The 18,592-nt window shown below is 48.7% G+C and carries 17 protein-coding genes; 6 read left to right on the top strand and 11 right to left on the bottom strand.

All coding sequences use genetic code 11. From position 1 onward, the window contains the following. Window positions 1–118: 118 nt before the first annotated feature. Entirely contained in the window at window positions 119–1,909 is a 1,791-nt protein-coding gene (recQ, locus tag DES40_RS05865) for a DNA helicase RecQ (RefSeq protein ID WP_121099587.1), read from the top strand. Between the two features lies 1 nt (window position 1,910). On the opposite strand, the gene DES40_RS13170 is transcribed toward recQ, so the two are convergent. After that, on the bottom strand, window positions 1,911–2,078 hold the full coding sequence (locus tag DES40_RS13170; RefSeq protein WP_170144899.1) for a hypothetical protein: 168 nt from the start codon (window positions 2,076–2,078) through the stop codon (window positions 1,911–1,913). Between the two features lie 74 nt (window positions 2,079–2,152). Then, a complete protein-coding gene (soxR, locus tag DES40_RS05860; protein WP_121099586.1) occupies window positions 2,153–2,593 on the bottom strand; it encodes a redox-sensitive transcriptional activator SoxR in 441 nt (146 codons plus the stop codon). 57 nt (window positions 2,594–2,650) lie between these two features. Here soxR and DES40_RS05855 point away from each other — a divergent pair, with 57 nt between their 5' ends. Beyond that, window positions 2,651–3,172, top strand: a complete 522-nt coding sequence (locus DES40_RS05855; protein WP_233345447.1) for a VOC family protein — start codon at window positions 2,651–2,653, stop codon at window positions 3,170–3,172. 77 nt (window positions 3,173–3,249) lie between these two features. Here the strand turns inward: DES40_RS05855 and DES40_RS05850 are convergent, their stop codons facing one another. The 5 genes from DES40_RS05850 to DES40_RS05830 all read right to left on the bottom strand — a co-directional run bounded on the left by DES40_RS05850 (window position 3,250) and on the right by DES40_RS05830 (window position 9,819). Further along, a complete protein-coding gene (locus tag DES40_RS05850) occupies window positions 3,250–3,798 on the bottom strand; it encodes a GcrA family cell cycle regulator (RefSeq protein ID WP_121099585.1) in 549 nt (182 codons plus the stop codon). 217 nt (window positions 3,799–4,015) lie between these two features. Next, entirely contained in the window at window positions 4,016–5,599 is a 1,584-nt protein-coding gene (locus DES40_RS05845) for an ABC-F family ATP-binding cassette domain-containing protein (RefSeq protein ID WP_121099584.1), read from the bottom strand. Between the two features lie 60 nt (window positions 5,600–5,659). Next, window positions 5,660–6,982 (bottom strand): PepSY-associated TM helix domain-containing protein, encoded by a 1,323-nt coding sequence (locus DES40_RS05840; RefSeq protein ID WP_170144898.1) that lies wholly within the window; start codon window positions 6,980–6,982, stop codon window positions 5,660–5,662. 5 nt (window positions 6,983–6,987) lie between these two features. Beyond that, window positions 6,988–7,590 carry a hypothetical protein gene (locus DES40_RS05835; RefSeq protein ID WP_121099582.1) on the bottom strand — a complete coding sequence of 201 codons (603 nt, stop codon included), beginning with the start codon at window positions 7,588–7,590 and terminating at the stop codon, window positions 6,988–6,990. 63 nt (window positions 7,591–7,653) lie between these two features. After that, window positions 7,654–9,819: a TonB-dependent siderophore receptor gene (locus tag DES40_RS05830; protein ID WP_121099581.1), complete on the bottom strand. Its 2,166-nt coding sequence runs from the start codon at window positions 9,817–9,819 to the stop codon at window positions 7,654–7,656. Window positions 9,820–10,061: 242 nt separating this feature from the next. Between DES40_RS05830 and DES40_RS05825 the strand changes: the two genes are divergently transcribed. Then, window positions 10,062–10,895 carry an ABC transporter permease gene (locus DES40_RS05825; RefSeq protein WP_121099580.1) on the top strand — a complete coding sequence of 278 codons (834 nt, stop codon included), beginning with the start codon at window positions 10,062–10,064 and terminating at the stop codon, window positions 10,893–10,895. A gap of 14 nt (window positions 10,896–10,909) precedes the next feature. Beyond that, on the top strand, window positions 10,910–12,115 hold the full coding sequence (locus DES40_RS05820; protein WP_121099579.1) for an aspartate aminotransferase family protein: 1,206 nt from the start codon (window positions 10,910–10,912) through the stop codon (window positions 12,113–12,115). A gap of 33 nt (window positions 12,116–12,148) precedes the next feature. On the opposite strand, the gene DES40_RS05815 is transcribed toward DES40_RS05820, so the two are convergent. Then, window positions 12,149–12,520, bottom strand: coding sequence for a UrcA family protein (locus tag DES40_RS05815; protein WP_121099578.1), 372 nt, complete (start codon window positions 12,518–12,520; stop codon window positions 12,149–12,151). Between the two features lie 476 nt (window positions 12,521–12,996). On the opposite strand from DES40_RS05815, the gene argF reads away from it, so the two are divergent. After that, on the top strand, window positions 12,997–13,935 hold the full coding sequence (gene argF, locus DES40_RS05810; RefSeq protein ID WP_121099577.1) for an ornithine carbamoyltransferase: 939 nt from the start codon (window positions 12,997–12,999) through the stop codon (window positions 13,933–13,935). An 11-nt stretch (window positions 13,936–13,946) separates the two neighbouring features. On the opposite strand, the gene DES40_RS05805 is transcribed toward argF, so the two are convergent. The 3 genes from DES40_RS05805 to DES40_RS05795 all read right to left on the bottom strand — a co-directional run bounded on the left by DES40_RS05805 (window position 13,947) and on the right by DES40_RS05795 (window position 17,826). Continuing rightward, on the bottom strand, window positions 13,947–14,324 hold the full coding sequence (locus DES40_RS05805) for a VOC family protein (protein WP_121099576.1): 378 nt from the start codon (window positions 14,322–14,324) through the stop codon (window positions 13,947–13,949). A 119-nt stretch (window positions 14,325–14,443) separates the two neighbouring features. Beyond that, the gene (locus DES40_RS05800; RefSeq protein WP_121099575.1) at window positions 14,444–14,917 is read right to left on the bottom strand and encodes a GNAT family N-acetyltransferase; all 474 of its coding nucleotides are present in this window, start codon (window positions 14,915–14,917) and stop codon (window positions 14,444–14,446) included. 5 nt (window positions 14,918–14,922) lie between these two features. Further along, complete coding sequence (locus DES40_RS05795; RefSeq protein ID WP_121099574.1) at window positions 14,923–17,826, bottom strand: SEL1-like repeat protein; 2,904 nt, start codon at window positions 17,824–17,826, stop codon at window positions 14,923–14,925. 203 nt (window positions 17,827–18,029) lie between these two features. Between DES40_RS05795 and DES40_RS05790 the strand changes: the two genes are divergently transcribed. Then, window positions 18,030–18,572, top strand: coding sequence for a MerR family transcriptional regulator (locus DES40_RS05790; RefSeq protein WP_121099573.1), 543 nt, complete (start codon window positions 18,030–18,032; stop codon window positions 18,570–18,572). Window positions 18,573–18,592 lie beyond the last annotated feature (20 nt).

The following is an 18,592-nucleotide window of genomic DNA, read 5'->3' as shown; positions in this document are numbered from 1 at the left end:
TCCCTATTTGTGAACCGCCGCCATAGCGTTTAACGCAGAGAGAGGCGAGACATAATTATGCAGAACTATCTTGCCGATAGTGCTTGTCACCTCCTGTCAAAAACTTATCACGGCGTCTATGGCCAATCCCCGCGACATATTGAAAGCTCAATTCGGTTTTGACGAATTTCGTCCGGGTCAAGAAGGCATCATCTCTAAAATTTTAGAAGGACAACCTGTCTTGGCGGTGATGCCGACGGGGGCGGGTAAGTCTCTTTGCTATCAAGTGCCGTCACAAATTTTGGACGGGCCAACAATTGTGGTTTCGCCCTTAGTGGCGTTGATGGACAACCAAGTGGCTGGCCTTCGGGCAAATGGAATTATGGCGTCTTGTCTGCATTCAGGGCAGAGCCGTGAAGATAATATAACGCAATGGCGTGATGTGACGACAGGGCGAAGTAAAATTCTTTATGTTTCGCCCGAGCGTTTAATGACGGACCGTATGCTTTCTGCAATGAAGGCTCTTAAGCCCGCTTTATTCGTTGTGGACGAGGCACATTGTGTGTCTAAATGGGGGCCTGCCTTTCGGCCTGAATATGCAGATTTAAACCGTTTACATCAGCTTTTTCCCGAAACGAATTTAGCGGCCTTTACGGCGACAGCCGATGAGGCCACGCGTCAAGATATTTCCACGCAATTATTTGGGCAGGGCGGAGAAATAATCGTTCACGGCTTTGATCGGCCCAATTTATCACTGGCGGTGATGCCTGTTGATAATCGGCCTCGCCAAATCAATAATCTTTTGATTAATCAAAAAGGGAATAGTGGTATTGTCTATTGCCTGTCGCGTAAGAGCACTGAGACATATGCCCAATCATTACGTCAATCGGGTTATAAAGCGCTGGCTTATCATGCAGGTATGACAGCCGAAGCGCGGTACGAAAATCTAGAACGCTTCATGGCCGAGCCCGGCATTATCATGGTCGCCACTATCGCCTTTGGAATGGGTATAGATAAACCAGATATTCGTTTTGTTTATCACGTGAATATGCCGTCTTCGATGGAAGCCTATTATCAAGAAATAGGGCGTGCAGGCCGTGATGGATTACCGGCGGAGACGGTGCTTTTGTTTGGTTTGGATGATATTCGTCTGCGTCGTCAATTTATCACCAATGATGGCAGTGAGCGCGATCATCAAATGCGGGAATTTAAACGGTTGGATGCGCTTATTGGTTATTGCGAAACAACGGCTTGCCGAAAACAGGCATTGCTGCATTATTTTGGTGAAACGATTCAACCTTGTGGAAATTGTGATAATTGCTTGAATCCTCCCGAACAAGTGGAGGCTAGTCAGGCGGCGCGGGCTATAATTGCTGCGATCGAGCAAACAGGCCAGCGTTTCGGTACAGCCCATATTGTATCTGTTGCAAGAGGCGAAGACACGCCCCGAATTCATCAATTTAATCATGACAAATTACCGGCCTTTGGGCGAGCCAAGGATTTAGGTAAGGCTTTCTTACAAGCTCTTATAAGGCAAGCTGTAGCACGTGGTGTATTGGGGATGGATATTTCCCGTTATGGCGCCTTAACGCTGACAGGGATGTCAGAGGCGATTTCATCGGGACAGCCCTTTAATATACGTCCACCAATGAAGTCGACAGCGAAAGCAGAACGTCAAGCTAGAGCCAGTCAGCAAGCGGATATGTCAGATAAAGATCAAAGTTTGATGATCCGACTGAAATCTCGTCGTTCGGAACTCGCAAGAGAATTGGGGAAGCCTGCATTCGTAGTATTTTCAGACGCCACTTTGATGGATATGGTTGCAAAACGCCCAACATCTCGAGAAGACATGCTGGGCGTCTCAGGGGTAGGGGAAACTAAATTCGCGCGTTTTGGCGAAGCGTTTTTAGATATTCTTTTATCAGAATGATTTAATCATTCGTATCGACGTCAATACCATCTTCATCAACGTCAATAGACAGTGTGGGCTCATCTGCAGACTGTCCGCTGATATACATATAGCCAAGGCCGAGTACGGCTACGAGTAAGGCGCCGACGATGAAATAAAGACCTTTGTTTGAATCAGACCTGTTAGACATAAAATTCCCTCATATTTTGTTTTCGATAAGAGACAAACGCTGCAAGGGGAGCACAGTTCCCATATAAGTTTGTTTTACAAAAGAAATTGAGGGCCAGGGCCGTTTTCTCTGGCTTTGTCGTCAGTATTGTAAAGCGCGCAATGCTGCAATGATAAGCACCCGCAGCCCATACAACCCGTTAATTTCTGTTTTAATCGGGCTAAGTCTTCAATGCGTTTGTCAATGTTTGCCCCAAAGGATTGGCTGATTTTTTCCCAGTCTTTTAACGTTGGGGTGCGTCCATTGGGCAGGCTATCGAGCTCTGTCTTGATAACTTTGAGAGAAAAACCGAGTTTCTGAGCGATAATAATGAAGGAAATTCGCCTAATATCAGCCGCTTCAAAAACGCGTTGCCCGCCTGAGTTTCGTCCCGCTTGGATTAAGCCTGCTTCTTCGTAAAACCGTATGGCCGAAACAGCGACGCCTGTTCTTTCGGCGACTTTGCCTATCAAAATTCCTTTTTTAACTTTTTCCATAATATGTCTTGACCTCAACTTAACTTGAGGTCGTAGCCTGTTTTCAAATTAGAGGCAATGAAAGGTATTATCATGCAAATGGCGACACTCGAACATCTGAACATTTCAGTGCAAAATCCAAAAGCGACAGCGGAAATGTTGGGCCGAATATTTGGATGGGAAATCAGGTGGCAGGGCCCAAGCTTGAATAAGGGTTATACGGTTCATGTCGGCGCCGCCGATAGTTATCTCGCTCTATATTCTGTCGGAAAATTGGAAAACTCAGATATAAAGCGATTTCAAAAGAAGGGTGGGCTAAACCATATCGGCATTGTTGTGGACGATATGGAGTCTGTAGAGGCGAGGGTTATTGCCGAAGGTTTCGTTCCACGTAGTCACGCCGATTATGAACCGGGTCGTCGGTTCTATTTTTTTGATAAGGATGCCGTGGAATATGAAGTGGTAAGTTACATCGCTGCGTCACCATCAATGACACCATCAATGACACCATCAAAGGCATGGGCCGGGCGAGAGGATGATGCAAAGGGATTTAAACGGGTTTTTGGCCGTATGTGCGAAACCCTTAGCCTGTTGAAATAGGCTTGCTGAGAATCAGATATAAAAAAAGGCGGTCACCCAAGGGGTCACCACCTTTTTGAAAGCTAAAGGCCTGTCGACTAGCGTAAACGCTTACGTGATGTCGGCGACGGGCCAAGAGCTTTCGTATTACTAGAAGCGCCGCGGCGACGGCTTGGCTGATAGGCCACGCGAGAATGCGCAACGCAATAAGGCTCATCAGGGTCAGTTTTTCGGCCACAGAAGCGGAACTCTGAACTTGTTGGGTCGCCAATTGGCCACTTACACATATGGTCCGTAATGGTCATGATCGTGGCAAACTCACCATTTGACATAGGTTTGGCTTCGAGAGGCGGCGGCGCAGGGACAGCGGCGGCGGCAACGATTTGTTGCGGCGTACGCGGTGCAGAGGGCGCGCGTGGTGTACGGGCCTTGGGTGCAGGTGCCGCCGTCGTCGCTGTGGCTGTCTTCGGTGCGGCTTTTTGCTTAGGCCGCGAGGGTTTAGCGCGACCAGAAAGGCCAAGGCGATGTACCTTGCCAATAACCGCATTGCGGGTCACTTCGCCAAGTTCTTTGGCGATTTGGCTGGCGGATAATCCTTCCGCCCATAACTTGGTCAATTTTTCGACGCGATCTTCCGTCCAAGCCATAATAAAATCCTTTTTCGAGTCTGCGGCGGCAAAGCTACAAACACTATATCTTGTGTCATGTAATGAGTATTTTTATCCTCATCCCCAAGATAAGGTAGAGGGGATAGAGCAGACCACAAGGTGGAAGCTGTACTTCTCCACAGGAAAGCCACAGGCAAAACGTGATAAGCTGTGGATGGATGAGTTGTCCACAGGCTCAGAGAATTGACGCGAAGGATTAAGCGCGGTCTGCCTGCATGACGAGCTTCTTATAGTCACGTAAGTCGCCATCATAACGCTTGGCTTTGCCTTTATTGACCAACCATAACCGGTCTGCCGTCGCTTCTGCGAGGTAAACATCATGGGTAATCAACAAGACTGCGCCCGGGAAGTCATTGAGGGCATAGATCAGGGCTTCACGGCTATCGATGTCCAAATGCGAGGTGGGTTCGTCAAGAATAAGCACGTGCGGCTTATCAATGGACATGAGCCCTAAGAGTAAGCGAACCTTCTCTCCACCAGAAAGTTTTTCAACATTGGTTTCTACTTTTTCGTGAGAGAACCCCATTTGAGCGGCCGCGCCGCGCGCTTTGTGTTCAGGTGTGCCTTTGGGCAGTTTTTGGGTCACATGGTTGAGTACGGTTTCACCGGCCGTTAATTCGTCGAGCTGGTCTTGGGAGAAATAGCCGATTGTCAAAGAGCTTGAAGCCTTACGTTGACCGCTCATAAGCGGGAGGCGCTGCGCAATAGATTTCACCAAAGTTGTTTTGCCTTGGCCGTTGGCGCCGACAATGGCGACACGGTCATCCGGATCAAGGCGAAGATTTACGCCAGACAGAATTTTGGCGCCTTCACCATAACCTAACTCAGCGTTCTCAAGCTCTAACATTGGCGGGGCCAATTTGCCTTTGGGCTCTGGAAAATTAAAGGGGACAGCGCGTTCCGAAATCGGAATAGCGATATCTTGCATCTTTTCGAGCATTTTCACGCGGGATTGCGCCTGACGCGCTTTAGACGCTTTCGCTTTGAAGCGATCCACAAAGGCTTGTAAATGGGCCCGTTCGGCGTCCTGCTTGGCCTTTTGGGCCTGAAGCTGGGCGCGTTTTGAGGCCGCAAGGGTCATCCAATCGTCATAACCTCCTGGCGTCAACATTAATTGCTGATGCTCTAATGCGAGCGTATGAGTAACAGAGCGATTAAGCATTTCGCGGTCATGGCTGACCATAATGACGGTATGGGGATAGCGCTGGATATAGCCTTCAAGCCAAGCGGCGCCTTCTAGGTCAAGATAGTTGGTCGGTTCGTCAAGAAGGAGGACGTCAGGTTCGCTTACCAATACCCCTGCAATGGCCGCGCGCATTCGCCAGCCGCCAGAGAACTCTTTTGTTGCGCGGTGGAAGTCTTCTTGGCTAAAGCCAAGGCCCTGTAAGACGATGGCGGCTCGCGTATCAGCGTTCCACGCATCCATATCAGTTAAGCGCTCATATATATAGCCAAGACGATCTGGATCTGTGGCTGTTTCGCTTTCTTTCATCAGCGCGTCGCGCTCGCGGTCGGCGGCGAGAACCACATCCATTATTGTGTCGTCTGTGGCAGGAACTTCTTGGGCAACCCAGCCAAGGCGAGCATTTTTATTAAGCTTTATTGCGGCGTCGGCGGTGGGGTGTTCCACTTCTTCGCGGATGAGGCGCAGCAGAGTGGATTTCCCTGTACCGTTACGGCCAATCAAGCCGACCTTCCAGCCAGCCGCAATAAAAGCTGTCGCCTTTTTAAACAGCGGGCGGCCTTGAACCGCATAATCGAGATCATTAATCGCTAACATGGGCGCGCCTTAATCGAGATGCGCTAAAATGCAAGAGAGAAGGGCGGCTAATGACTGATGTTAAGGGGTTTGCGGGTTATCTTTCATCTCAAGGGCGGATTTCACAGCCCCTGCCAGAATAAACAGCACAAGTCCTCCCCAAAATAAAGCCGCTAAATGCGACTGCGTGACTGGGATGAAGCGTGACGCTAGAAAGGTCATCCCTAAGAGGAGAGGTGCCCCCCAGACCAAGCCTTGCCAGGCCCCTTGCAAGCGCGGTGCGGCTCGGCCTTTTTGTATTCTTTTCAAGAAATAGATTTTCAAACCTGCTGTGATGATGAACATGAGGCAAAGTCCAAAAATGCCAAAAGCGATTTTGACGGGCAGGCCGCCAAAGGCACCGAAGTGAATACGATATACGGAATCGGCAAATTGCTGTCCTAGTGTTCCATCCGCAGATCCGACTGTATCAATGAAGTTTCCATTGCCGTCGAAATTATATTTCTCAGCATAAATGAGCCGGTCTTTATGTTCAGCCATAATCTGTAAATATTGGCCCTTTGTGTTTGGGTCATGCAAAATGACATATAGGGGCGGTCTATCAGGGTGGTTCGCAGCCATATAATCAAGGGCCTTTTCAATATTCGCCATAGGTGCCTTGGTCATATCAACTTCGGGTTCGGCGCCGAAGACAGGGGCAAAAACAGCGCCAGTATCCCCGTTATATTTCAGCGGCGCGATAGCGGCAGCCGATAATACAGCCAGACCAATCATCGCCCCAGTCAGAGAATTTGTAATATGAAAAGGGGCCGTCCAAACGCTCAGGCGGTTATGTAAATCGACTTGTTTCAGCTGTTCAGACTTGGAACGCCGGAAAGTGAAGGCTTCTTTGAAAATGTTGGGGTGTGCCAATAAGCCTGTGATAGACATGGCAAAAAGGAAGACGCCAAAAATAGCAACAATAATCATCCCAAAGGATTTTGGCAGGTGAAGATAGTAATGTAGGTCAATGAGGAAAATAGACCAAGGGTGAGCGATGCGATCCGACATTTGTCCCTTTGAATTGATGTAAGTCTCGACATTATCTGTTTGCGCAATCGCACGCGGTTGCTCTGGTGTCGGCATATGGATGTATAGGTGAGCGGAGTCCGGCTCCATCTGCATCGCCTCAATTGCCGCCGACTGCGCCGCAGCCGGGGTGAGGTCGGTGACGAACGGTTCGCCCCGTTGCTCAATCAAATGAATATCCTCTTTAAACACACTGACTGTGCCTGAAAGGACTATAATATATAAGACAGCTGCAATGGCGAGGCCTAAGGCCGCATGGGCGCTAAGGGCGCGTTTAACCAAAGAGATTGGTCCCTTTTCTTTAGGGTCAATACGGATTTGTGGATTTATTGGCATGTCCATTACCCTAGACCTCCATTTCCTATTAATAATAAGGCAAAGCCAATCAGGGTCAGCCCTAATAATGGACCCCAGCGCAAGCGTTGGTTTCGTGTGATTAAAACAACAGATGCCAATGCAGCCCAGATGATGGGGAAGAAAAACAAAGCGGTGACGAGTGCATTAGAGACCAGCATACCCAGAGCGAGCAAACATTCATGTAAACCTAATGCGGTTAAGAAAGAGACTGCGCCGCAAAGTAGAACGACAGTCAGAAAAGTTCCAACCCGTTTTAACACTTCAAGCGCGGAGAGTTTAGACGTGGCCTTTTGATTTCGGGCTTTAACGGTCTTAATTCTTTTTATCTGGGGTTTATCTTGTGAGGCCGAATAGGCGACAAAAATTAGGGCTTGGAGTGAGACCACTATAATACCCCACGACACGCCTCTATCCGCGCCTCCACCAGCAAAACTCCATGCGATAAGGGCGAGGAATATAGCGCCCCATCCTGCGAGTATTATAGCAAGACCTGCTGTTTTCGTTTTCCATGCGTTCCGTAACGCAAAAAGCCCGCTGCCCGAAAGCACCGTGCCGATTGTGCCGCCCGCCAATAAAGTCAGTGACATAGCTCCCCCTTTAGAAAAAACAGCCCCTTGGGAAAGGGGCTGTTTGTCAATGTTTTATCTGAATTAGAAACGGTAAGCGACGCGCCCTACGACTGTGCGGCTTTCACCGATGAAACAATCACCGCGTGAAAGGCACGTGCCATAATATTCTTTGTCAAAGATGTTCCGCGCATTCAGAGTGACGCTGACATCATCGAAATCATAGCCAATCATACCGTCAATAAGAGTCGCGCCTTCTGTGCGTACAAAGTCACTGACATTATGACCGAAATAACGTGCGCCAGCACCGAGGCGGAAACCTGTCAAAGGTCCCGCGCTCGGGCTCCAGCCCCCCCAGACTGAAGCTTGGTCTTCTGGAATACTCGTGAAACGGTCTCCATCAGGGTCTTGTGTGTCAATCATGCTGAGACTGCCGTCGATGTCGAAGTCACCGAATTTAGCTTGAGCTTGGATTTCAAAACCATCAATTTTGGCAACGCCTTCTTGCTGTGAAGGGATGTCCTGCCCCGTTAAGGCAGAAGGGTTGGCGAGATTAGATTGCTCGATTTCAAAATACGCCGCGGTTAAATAAATTGGCAGACCTGCGGGTTGATATTTAACCCCAAATTCGATTTGCTCACCTTCTTGAGGCTTTAAAGGGTCGCCAGTGACATTATCAACGCCGATGACTGGGTTAAAAGACTCTGCGTAACTGATATAAGGGTTCAAGCCGATAGGTGACTTATATAGAGCGCCGAAACTAGTTGAGATGGCGTCATCTTCGGCTGTTCCTGATGGGCTAACATTCTCAAACTCGTCAAAGCGAACACCGGCTGTTAAGACAAAGTCACCCACGCTCATTTGATCATTGATGTAATAACCCGTTGATTTTAGGTCGCTAAAGTCATCCCCTCTTGATGCTTCCACCGTTGCGCTATCCGGAACTTCTGATCCGTCATAAACAGGATTGAACACATTAAATGTGGTTGGCAATCCATAGAGATAAGCTGCTTGCTGCGTTGTGCCAACATTTTGGTGGTTAATACCGGCTAGGATCTCATGACTAAGCGGGCCCGTATCGATATGCGCGCGGAAACGCGCATCTATAGCGAATTGTTCTGAATCCGATATGGAGTCATACCAAGACCTAGCGCGGGCCGTGCCGTCGCTGGTGACCCGGGGCACGCCATTGCCTAGGAAAGTAATCCAAGCTTGGCGATATTCGGCGTCCGAATTCCGTTGGCGGGCCGTGGCTTCAAATCGTAAGTTTTCTGTCAGCTCTTGCTCAAGGAACAGAGTGATGGATGTGGATTTTGTATCATAATCACTGAAATTAGGATCGCCGACGTTTAAGCCTGAATCTGGTGCTGTTAATGGGGCATCAGCACAGACAGTTGGCGCGTCTATCGTGACGTCATCTGATTGGCAGCCAGAAATAGTAAGCGGCGTAAATTGTTGTGCTGTGTCGCCATTGCGCTCTGAATAATTGACAAGAGCTGTGACGCGCGTGCGATCATTTTGGAAGGTCACAGAAGGCGCAATGACAAGTGCATTGTCTTCTACGAGGTCAATTTGGGTATCACTATCGCGGTAAACCCCTACGAGACGGGCCGTCCATTCACCGTCACCCGAAAGATCAAGGCCAAAATCTCCACCAATTTGGGCTCGATTATGTGTGCCATATTCAAGTGTGATTTCGTTGCTAAGATAATCTTTATTCGCTTGCTTACTTATGGTGTTTAATACGCCGCCCGGTGAACCTTGCCCATAAAGAACAGAGGCTGGGCCTTTTAATACTTCTATCTGTTCTAGGGTATAAACATCTGACCGTGTGTTATTATAATTTCCAAAAAGCACTTGGATATTGTCGAGATATTCAGGGATGTCGAGACCTCGAACACGCGGGAAATCGCCCCGGGTAGAAAAGCCAAATGTATCACCAACAACACCTGCTGTGTAATTCAAAGCATCGTCAATCGTCAGGGCGCCGCGCTCTAGAAACTCATCAGCAGAGATTACGCTAATTGAGCGTGCTGTTTCCAAAATTGGAATATCAGACTTGGTCGCACCAAAGGTCGAGACGCTGCCAGTGACAACAACCTCGTCGTCATTACTAGCGTCTTGCGCTGCAGAAACCTGAGAGAGCGAGAATAAGAGGGGGAGGGCGAGTGCCGCGCTTTTGAGCAGCGATTTCGTTTGGCTTACCGACAAAGCGGAGAGGGAGCTGGATGATGGAGCATTAAAGGGCATTCATATCTCTTTTGTATAAATCTTGCATTGCGAATAGTTCGCATTTGCGCATCCTTTAGTGCACTTAATAGTGACTCTCAAGAGCAAAAATAGATGAAAAGGATATTATTACTGGATAAATCGAGTGAATATGCCCGCAGGCCCACAGGGGGCACTCTGATAGAGGGGGAGGATAAATGCCTCTTGGTTCAGATTGCATATCGTGAATTGCTCTGACTAGAAAAGGGGCGTAGAGGGCCCTTATGTCTGATATGTCTACGCTCATAAATGATTCCACAGCCCAAGACGGGCAATCTCCATCCGCTCGTAAATTTGGCTTTGTCAATTGGATGGGGCTTTGGACGCTTTATAAAAAAGAGTGTATGCGGTTTATGCGAATTTTCCCGCAGACGCTTCTGGCGCCGATTATATCTAACTTATTATATATGACGGTTTTTGTCTTGGCGTTCGCGGCCTTACGGGATGACCCCGAAGCCTTTATTGCTTTCCTTGCGCCGGGCCTCATTATGCTTGGTATTTTAAACAATGCTTCAGCAAACAGTTCGTCATCTGTAATGCAGGGGAAAATGATGGGCAGTATGGGCGATTTGCTTATGACGCCTTTATCTTATTATGAGCTGGCCATTGGCTGGGTCGGTGGCGCTGCAACGCGTGGTATCGTTGTGGCTCTCTCAACGGCGCTCGCTTTGTCTTTCTTTGCACCGCTTATGCCCGTACATATATGGGCTGTGTTATTTTTTGGTGTTTCTGCGGCTTTTATGCTTGGCATGGTAGGCGTTTTATCTGGCATGTGGGCAGAGAAATTTGATCAACTCGCCGTCGTGAACCAATTTATTATTTTACCCTTATCATTTTTGTCGGGTACATTTTATCGGATTGAGGTTCTACCGACAGCGTTCCAAAAACTCATTATGTTTAACCCGCTCTTTTATCTGATTGATGGGTTTCGTTACGGATTTTTAGGGGAAGCTGACAGCAATATCGTAACAGGTGTTGCCTTTATCAGCGCAATCAATATCGTATTGTTCATTACCGTTTTGTTGGTGCTTCGCGCAGGCTGGCGGATAAAATCCTAATATAAGAGTACATCATGGCCGAAGGCGACCACCTCTATAATACTTATAAACCTCCTCAAATCGAATTTGTTCGCGGAGAGGGCGCATATCTTTACACGGATAAAGATGAAAAATACCTCGATTTCATTGCGGGTATTTCCGTAAATTGCTTGGGACACAATCACCCCGTACCGAAAGCGGCTCTCATTGAGCAAGCGAATAAAGTTTGGCATGTTTCAGGCATGTATCAGCTGACGGAAGCCAAGACGCTCGCAAAGAAATATTGTGATGCTTTGCCGTTTGCAGGCAAAGTGTTTTTCACGAATTCGGGTGCGGAAGCGCTTGAATGCGCTATGAAAACGGCGCGCCGCTATCATTATGATAAAGGCGATGTAGATCGCTATGACATTATTGGTTTCCAAGGCGCATTCCACGGCCGTACTTTTGCGACGATTAATGCTGCAGGTAACCCGAAATATGTAAAAGGGTTTGGTCCTGCTTTGCCGGGCTTTATTAATTTACCTTTTGGCGATCACGAGGCTTTGCTTGAGGCGATTGGGCCAAACACGGCGGCCATTTTGGTTGAGCCCGTGCAAGGTGAGGGCGGCCTTCGTCCGCTCCCTACAGAATATCTCAGAACCTTACGTACGCTTTGCGACGAAAAAGGCATTCTACTGATATATGATGAAGTCCAATGCGGCGCTGGCCGTACAGGTAAGTTATTCGCTCATCAATGGGCTGAAGATGCCGAGCCTGACATTATGGCTGTGGCAAAAGGCGTGGGCGGTGGTTTCCCTCTTGGAGCGTGTATCGCCCGTGAAGACGTAGCCGCCTGTATGGTGCCAGGCACGCATGGTTCGACATATGGCGGTAACCCATTGGCCTGCGCTGTCGGTAACGCTGTATGGGATGAGATTTCAAAGCCTGAATTCTTGGATCAAGTTGTACGTGTTTCAAATTTCCTCAAGCAACAATTTGAGGGATTGAAAGATGAGTTTCCTGATGTCGTTTCAGAATTGCGCGGTAAAGGCTTGCTTTGTGGTATGCAGCTTAAAAAACCAGCGATTGAAGTACGGGCGCTCATGCTAGAGCGCGGAATGCTAGGCGGTAGCGCCGGAGACAATGTGCTCCGTCTTGCGCCTCCGCTTATTATTACCGAAGATCACGTCCGTGAAGCGGTAGATATTTTGCGCGATTGTTTCGAAGAAGCGCGCAAAATGGATGATTTCGTTCCCGAATAAAGAATCGTCAATCTTTAAGAGAATGAGGCGGGGTTATCCCGCCTTTTTTGTTTGTTCAGCGTGATAAGTCATGAGGTCTTCGACTTCTGACGTCGTTACAAATTGCTCTAAAATATCGGCAATGCATTCCTCGCGTGAAATCTCTTGTCCCGCATCATTAATAGAGCGGCCCATACCACACGCCATTTTAGCCTTTTTTTCCATTCTTGAATAAACAGACTCGACACCTTCAGGAGCCATAAGCTCAGCGCGTTTAAATGTAAGTTTATATTCGCTAGTGACGATTTCTAAGGCATGCGATGTCGCTGGTGCTAAAGTTGTCATTGCCGCGATAAGGCCCATAGCAACGGTTTTCTTGACTCGGTTTGATTTTGCGGCCATTTCTAGTGTGTCTTTCTTTAGCATGTTCGTTCCTTTCGAATTTGGTTTTAAAGACCCAACGGTAGGGTGGCAGCCCTGCCGTTTTTTTGTGAGTGATGTTTGGCTCACAACTTTGGCTTAGGCGCTTATTTTAAAATTTTGTAGGAAAAGCGAGAAAGGCCGCGGACTTCTGACAGCTTGCTTCTAATTTAACGAAAATTTACCGCGTTTTGCATAAGAATTACGCGTGATCCTGTCGTTTTAAGCGATTTTATACCTATTTTCCCGCGTGATGAGGGTTGGATTATGCAAGAATATCTTAAGTGTCGCTGAAAACGTCCTGCGATTTATCGTTTTTCAAGAACTCGCCTGCATTAGAACATGGCTGTCTTGAAGATATGCAAGGCGGTGCCTGATCTCGGCGTTTGGGTTTCAAAAGCGTCTAAAAATTGGGCGAAAAATTGGGTTTTCAGCGTGACGAAAGACCGTTAAAGACTAATTTTAGTTATTAGGTCGTCATAATGATCAAACATTTTCTCTCTCTTTCTGATCTTTCAAAGGCTGATTTGCGCGCGATTCTTGATGATGCGCATGCAATGAAGGCGGCTCGGCTTGGGCAGCCGAAAGGGGCGCTAGACAAAGATCCGGCTCTGAGTGGTCATACATTGGCCCTAATATTTGAAAAATCGTCAACACGTACCCGGTTCTCTTTTGATATGGGTATTCGCCAATTGGGCGGCAGCTCTATCACAGCCACATCGAGCGACATGCAATTGGGCCGAGGTGAGAGCGCCGCTGATACAGTGCGCGTTTTGTCACGTTTTGTCGACGGTATTATGCTGCGGGCCAATAGCCATGATACGCTTACTGAGCTCGCGACATATTCTGATGTGCCGATTATTAATGGTCTGACAGACTATAATCACCCTTGCCAAATTATGGCGGACCTTATGACATTAGAGGAACGGGCCAAAGCCACACATGGCAAAGACCTATCAGAGATGACTCTGTCTTGGATTGGAGATGGTAATAATGTGTTGGTCAGTTTTGTTAACGCCGCAGCGCAATTGGGCTATGCTTTGCGTATCTCTAGCCCCGAAGGATACCGCGTAAATGGACAAACGCTTGAAGCCGCCAAAGCTAAGGGGGCCAATATTACCGCAGACCTGACCCCTGCCGAAGCGGCGAAAGGCGCAGACGCTCTTATCACGGATTGTTGGGTGTCGATGGGGGATACTGATAAAGAAGAACGTCTGGCAGCATTCCCGCCTTATCAAATTGACCAAAAGTTATTAAAGACAGCGGCCCCAGACGCAGCTTTCTTACATTGCTTGCCTGCCTATCGGGGGCAGGAAATGACGGCTGAAGTTTTCGAAGGGCCACAAAGTGTTGTTTGGGACGAAGCTGAAAACCGTATGCATGCGCAAAAAGCCGTCATTAAATGGTGTTTTGGAAAATAGCTAAACGGCGATTACCCTCTGCACATTGCGCAGACTTTATTGCCTGCAGGGTCTCTCAAATAAGCGAGATAAAGTCTCATGCCATTGGCTTCGCGCCAGCCGGGTGGGTCTTCGATAGCGGTTCCGCCATGGTCTAGACCGGCTTTGTGAAATGCATCTGCTTCTTCTGGGGTCGCCGCGGCAAAACCAAGCGTGCCGCCATTTGCGCCGCAGGCAGGGTTTCCGTCAATTGGCTTGGTTAGCATGAAAACGCTACCCTCATGTATATACATAGCGCGGCCTTTGGGATCGACGCGTCCAGGGCGAACGCCTAATGTCTCAAGAGCGGCATCGTAAAATGTTTTTGACGCTTCCACATCTTCGGCGCCGATCATAACGTGACTGAACATAGGGTCTCCTTCTCTTTGTTCTGTTTTGTGCTAGGAATATTAGGCCCTGTCGCAAAGCAATATTTGCGCATATACTCTATTAATACAGGGGGCTTTGAGTTGTGGCGGGGGAGTAGCGACTATAAGGCCAGCCGCATATATCGTGACTGAGAACCAAGCGGGTTTTCATAATATTGCTCTACATCCTGAAATCCCAAGACTTCATAAATGGCATTGGCATGGGCAAGGCCGGGGTCAGTATCTAAATATAACTCTGTATAGCCAAGCATACGCGCTTCATTAATGGCGGCTTGGCTGAGGCGCTTTCCTAGGTTTAATCCGCGCCCCTCAGGCGAGACATAAAGACGTTTTAATTCAAGTAGGTTTGGTCGCAAAAGTTTTAACCCGACAGCACCAACGGCGTTTTCGCCGTGCCGGGCCAGAAAAAGGCGCGTATAGGTCGTTGGGAAGTTAGCGAATTCTTTTTCCGTGCCTTGAAAGGATAAATCTTGGCCCAAATAGTCCGTTACGAATTGCAAATAGTCGAGAAATAACGCCTTTACTGCCGCGACATCTGATTTTGATGTCGCAGGGCGTACCTCCACATCCGGCATAATGTTTACGCGCCAGCGGCGATGGAGAGCTTATCAATAAGAGTGGGGGAGACTTGTCCCGTGACTTCCATGCCATTGGCCTGTTCAAACCGAGTGATGGCTTGACGTGTTTTACTTCCCATAATGCCGTCGGGGGCTCCTACTTCAAAGCCCATATTGCTCAGGAGTGTTTGCACTTGCTTCAGCTCTGCCACTTTGGCGGCGGCTTGGCGGTCTTTCTCCGCTTTATTCCAAGGAAGGTTCTTAAAGATACCATTCGCCGCTTGATTGATTTTGACGGGCTCAAAGTTTTGAACACGAATTTTCGCGGCCTCAAGTTCAGCAGGGGGCACAGAGGCGTCTAGGGCCTGCAGACGGGCTTTGGCGGCTTGGTCGCCTTGAGAGGCGGCGATCGAATACCAGAAATAGGCATCAGCCACATTCGGTTTCACGCCTTGACCGTTTTCATATAAAATGGCGAGGTTGAATTGTGAATCTACAACGCCGCGTTCTGCCGCTTTCTCAAACCATCCTGCCGCAGTTGTCATGTCGACCTCTACGCCGCCATTTCCATAAGCGTAATAAATGGCAAGATCATGCATGGCGATGCGATTGCCGGCGCGTGCAGCACGCTCCGTCAAATCTTTGGCCAGTTCTGTGTTTTTCTCAACGCCTTCGCCGGCCTCGTATATTTTAGCCAGACGATATTGCGCAGCGGGTAAGGTTTGCGACGCAAGGCGGATGTTTTTGACGCCAGCCTCGATATTATTTTGTTCTAATTGGGAAAGCCCTAATTGGAATTGTGCGATAGCGTCACCCTTGGCGGCGGCTTCTTGTAGGCTGCCTGCTTCAGCGGCTGAAATTCTGGGGGCTTGATTTTCCGCATACACGCCTATTGTCGGCGCTGCATTTTCTGCCAGTGACGAATCTATGGTTTGATGAGTATTGGTTTGACCTAAATCCTGCGTCAGAGACCCTCCAAGTGTAGGGTTCTGCAGAGGCTGTTCCGTTGTGACGGTTTTTGAGAGCGGGTCATTATTGCCAAATAAGATTGTTTTCGCAGCAAAAAGACCAATAAGCGTGACCCCTGTTGCCATAGCCGCAACGCGGACATTACGACCCGTTAAAGCGGGTAAGAGTTCAGACGATAATAGCGACCCAGATTTCTCTTTTTTGGCTTTGCGTGCCCGTTTGGTAGGCGTTGCGCCAATACGCACTTCATCCATACGCTCTTCGCCATAAGCAGGGTCAGCATAAGGCAGCATTGGGTCGCCTGCCGGTAGGTTCTCTACATCATTATAGTTCAGAGGCGCGTCTGTTTGCGCAACGTCGCCATAAGGGGAGGGTGCAAAATGAGCCGCCTCATTACCGCTTAAAAAAGGCGGAGGCGTAACGACGCCGTTATTATGGGGCAGTGGGTTTGAATAGGCCGTTTCTGGTTCTTGTAGGAAAGCCGGCTGTGCTGGTGCTTGCGGAGCATATAATGCCTGCGGCGCTTGAGGCTGATAGGCGGCAGGGTCAAATTCCACAGGGCCTGTTTGCGGCTGCGCCTCAATTGGAGCGTCAATTGTTTCAGTAAGAACGTATTCATTCACTTCGTCGGCAAAGGTTGCCGCGACAAGAGAGCGCCCTGCGGCCATAGGGGCTGCACTTGAATGAGGGTATGGCGCGGCAGGAATAGGCTGCGGCGCGGGGGCCGGCGGGGTTTGCGGCGTGAAGTTTACAATATTGGATGGGTTGTTTGGCGCATATGCTGTGCCCGCTACTGTGCCTACGGGTTCCGGCTGTGTCGGCGCTGGGCGAGATTCAATCGTTTCAACGCTCTGTTTTGTTTGCATCAAATCCTGACCCATGATTTCGGATTGGGTTTGAAGCGCTTCAAAATTAGCATCCATTGTATCAAGGCGTGATTGAAGCGTATCAATTTGCTGGGAGAGAGCCGCGATTTCATCAGATAGATGAATTTCAGGGAGGTCAGACGCGGCGGTATTGGCAAATTGCTCGGCTTGCGCGTGAATTTGATCTTGTATTTGTGCCTTAGTGCGAGCCAAATTGGTCGCAGCTTCTTTCCCGGCGGCTTCTAATCGGTTGATCCGCATTTCAAGAGACTGTGTATTGTTCTTGAACTCGGCTTCACTCTTGGCCGTGGCATCAGAAATTCTGGCGGAAATGATATCCGAAATAAAGTCATCTTCACGAGAATTACGTTTTGTGATTTCTTCGCTCAGGCTAGCGACTTTATCGCCAATCATGCCGAAAGCTTCAGTTGTGTCAGCTTCTATTGTTTCAAGGCGTTCAGATAGACGTTTCTCAACCAATCGCAGGGCTTCAGAGGCTGCAACTTGATCCTTTAAAATTCTATCCTCAACCGCTTTGGCCAAATTGGCTAAGTGACGGTTGATTTTCGCAATGGCGAGGGCTTGATGACGTTCAGAATTATTCAAGCGCGTTGTTGCTGAATTCAGCGCAGTTTGTACGGCTTCGGGGTTAGGGTGGCTCAACGCTGATGCTAGTGTGGCTTTTATTTCGGCCTGCGTCGTGGCGAGGCTTTGTTCCATTTCTTCTGATAAGCGGCCAACACGCCGTGAGAGTGCAGATTTTTGACTGGCGCTCTCTTTTTTTGTACGTGCGTCCAGATTGGCGACGACCTCTTCAAGCGTTTTTACGCTTTTGCGAGTAAGAGTATCTGCCCGCTTCATCCGCGTTTCAAGCGAGGCGAGCGACTTTTGCATTTCCGTCAGGGTCGGACGCTTGCTCGGCGCAGACTTCTTAGGGCCCGTTTTCTTAAGAGTTGTTTTTTTAGCGGCCGCCTTGTTGCGCGGTTCAGTTAGAGGCGCTTGAGTAGCAGGGCTTTCTTGGGGCAGGGCTTTGCTCTCGGCTGCACTTGCCGGTTTGGTTTTCGCTGAGGATGTTTTACGCGACTGGCTCATGCGACTCCCGACTTCCCAATAAGTCTTCTCAAACCCTATCTCTCCCGAAGAATCAGGTCCGATTTTGAGACAAACTGCGCCATTTGTAGTTAACGCCGCGTTAAGGCGTTAACCTTTTCCGCACGAATTATTCGTTTTTCGCCATAAGGACTCTCATACTGTTTTTGCTTGACGTTTACGTTAACGTAAACTATAAATGCCGCATGGAAGTCGCCACACATAAACATCGAGTCGAAAGTTGGGGTATTCGCCAATTTTCAGAGATGTTTGACGTGACGGCTCGGACAATCCGTTTTTACGAAGATAAGGGTCTGTTGAGCCCTGAGCGTGAGGCGGGTGTTCGTGTCTTTAGCCCCGCAGATCGTGCGCGATTTGAGCGTATTATGCGGGCGAAGCGATTAGGCTTTTCACTCGATGATATTAAAACGGTGTTAGATGTAACCAAAGGAAATGTCGCGGATAGGGGGGCTTTGACCCGTCGGCGCGCTAATTTTCAAGCGGTTATTGAAAGCCTCGAAAAGCGCCGCGAAGATATTGAGCTTATGAATAAAGATATGCGCGATATTGTGGCGATTATTGATGAACATCTTGAAACAGCCGAAGAAGAGCCAAGCGTAGAAAGTTTGGCCGCCAAATATGAGGCCGCCTTTAAAAAGAGCCTTGCCCATTCGGATGAGGGTCAAGGCTACAGCTTTGACTACCAAGCCGACGATTTTGCACCTTCCAACCCCGAAATTTCCAAATAAACCCCTATTAAGGAAAAAGT

This window comes from Litorimonas taeanensis, from assembly GCF_003634015.1.
Lineage (GTDB): Bacteria > Pseudomonadota > Alphaproteobacteria > Caulobacterales > Maricaulaceae > Litorimonas > Litorimonas taeanensis.
Note: the sequence above shows the minus strand (reverse complement) of the source record. Positions and strands in the feature narration are given on the sequence as shown.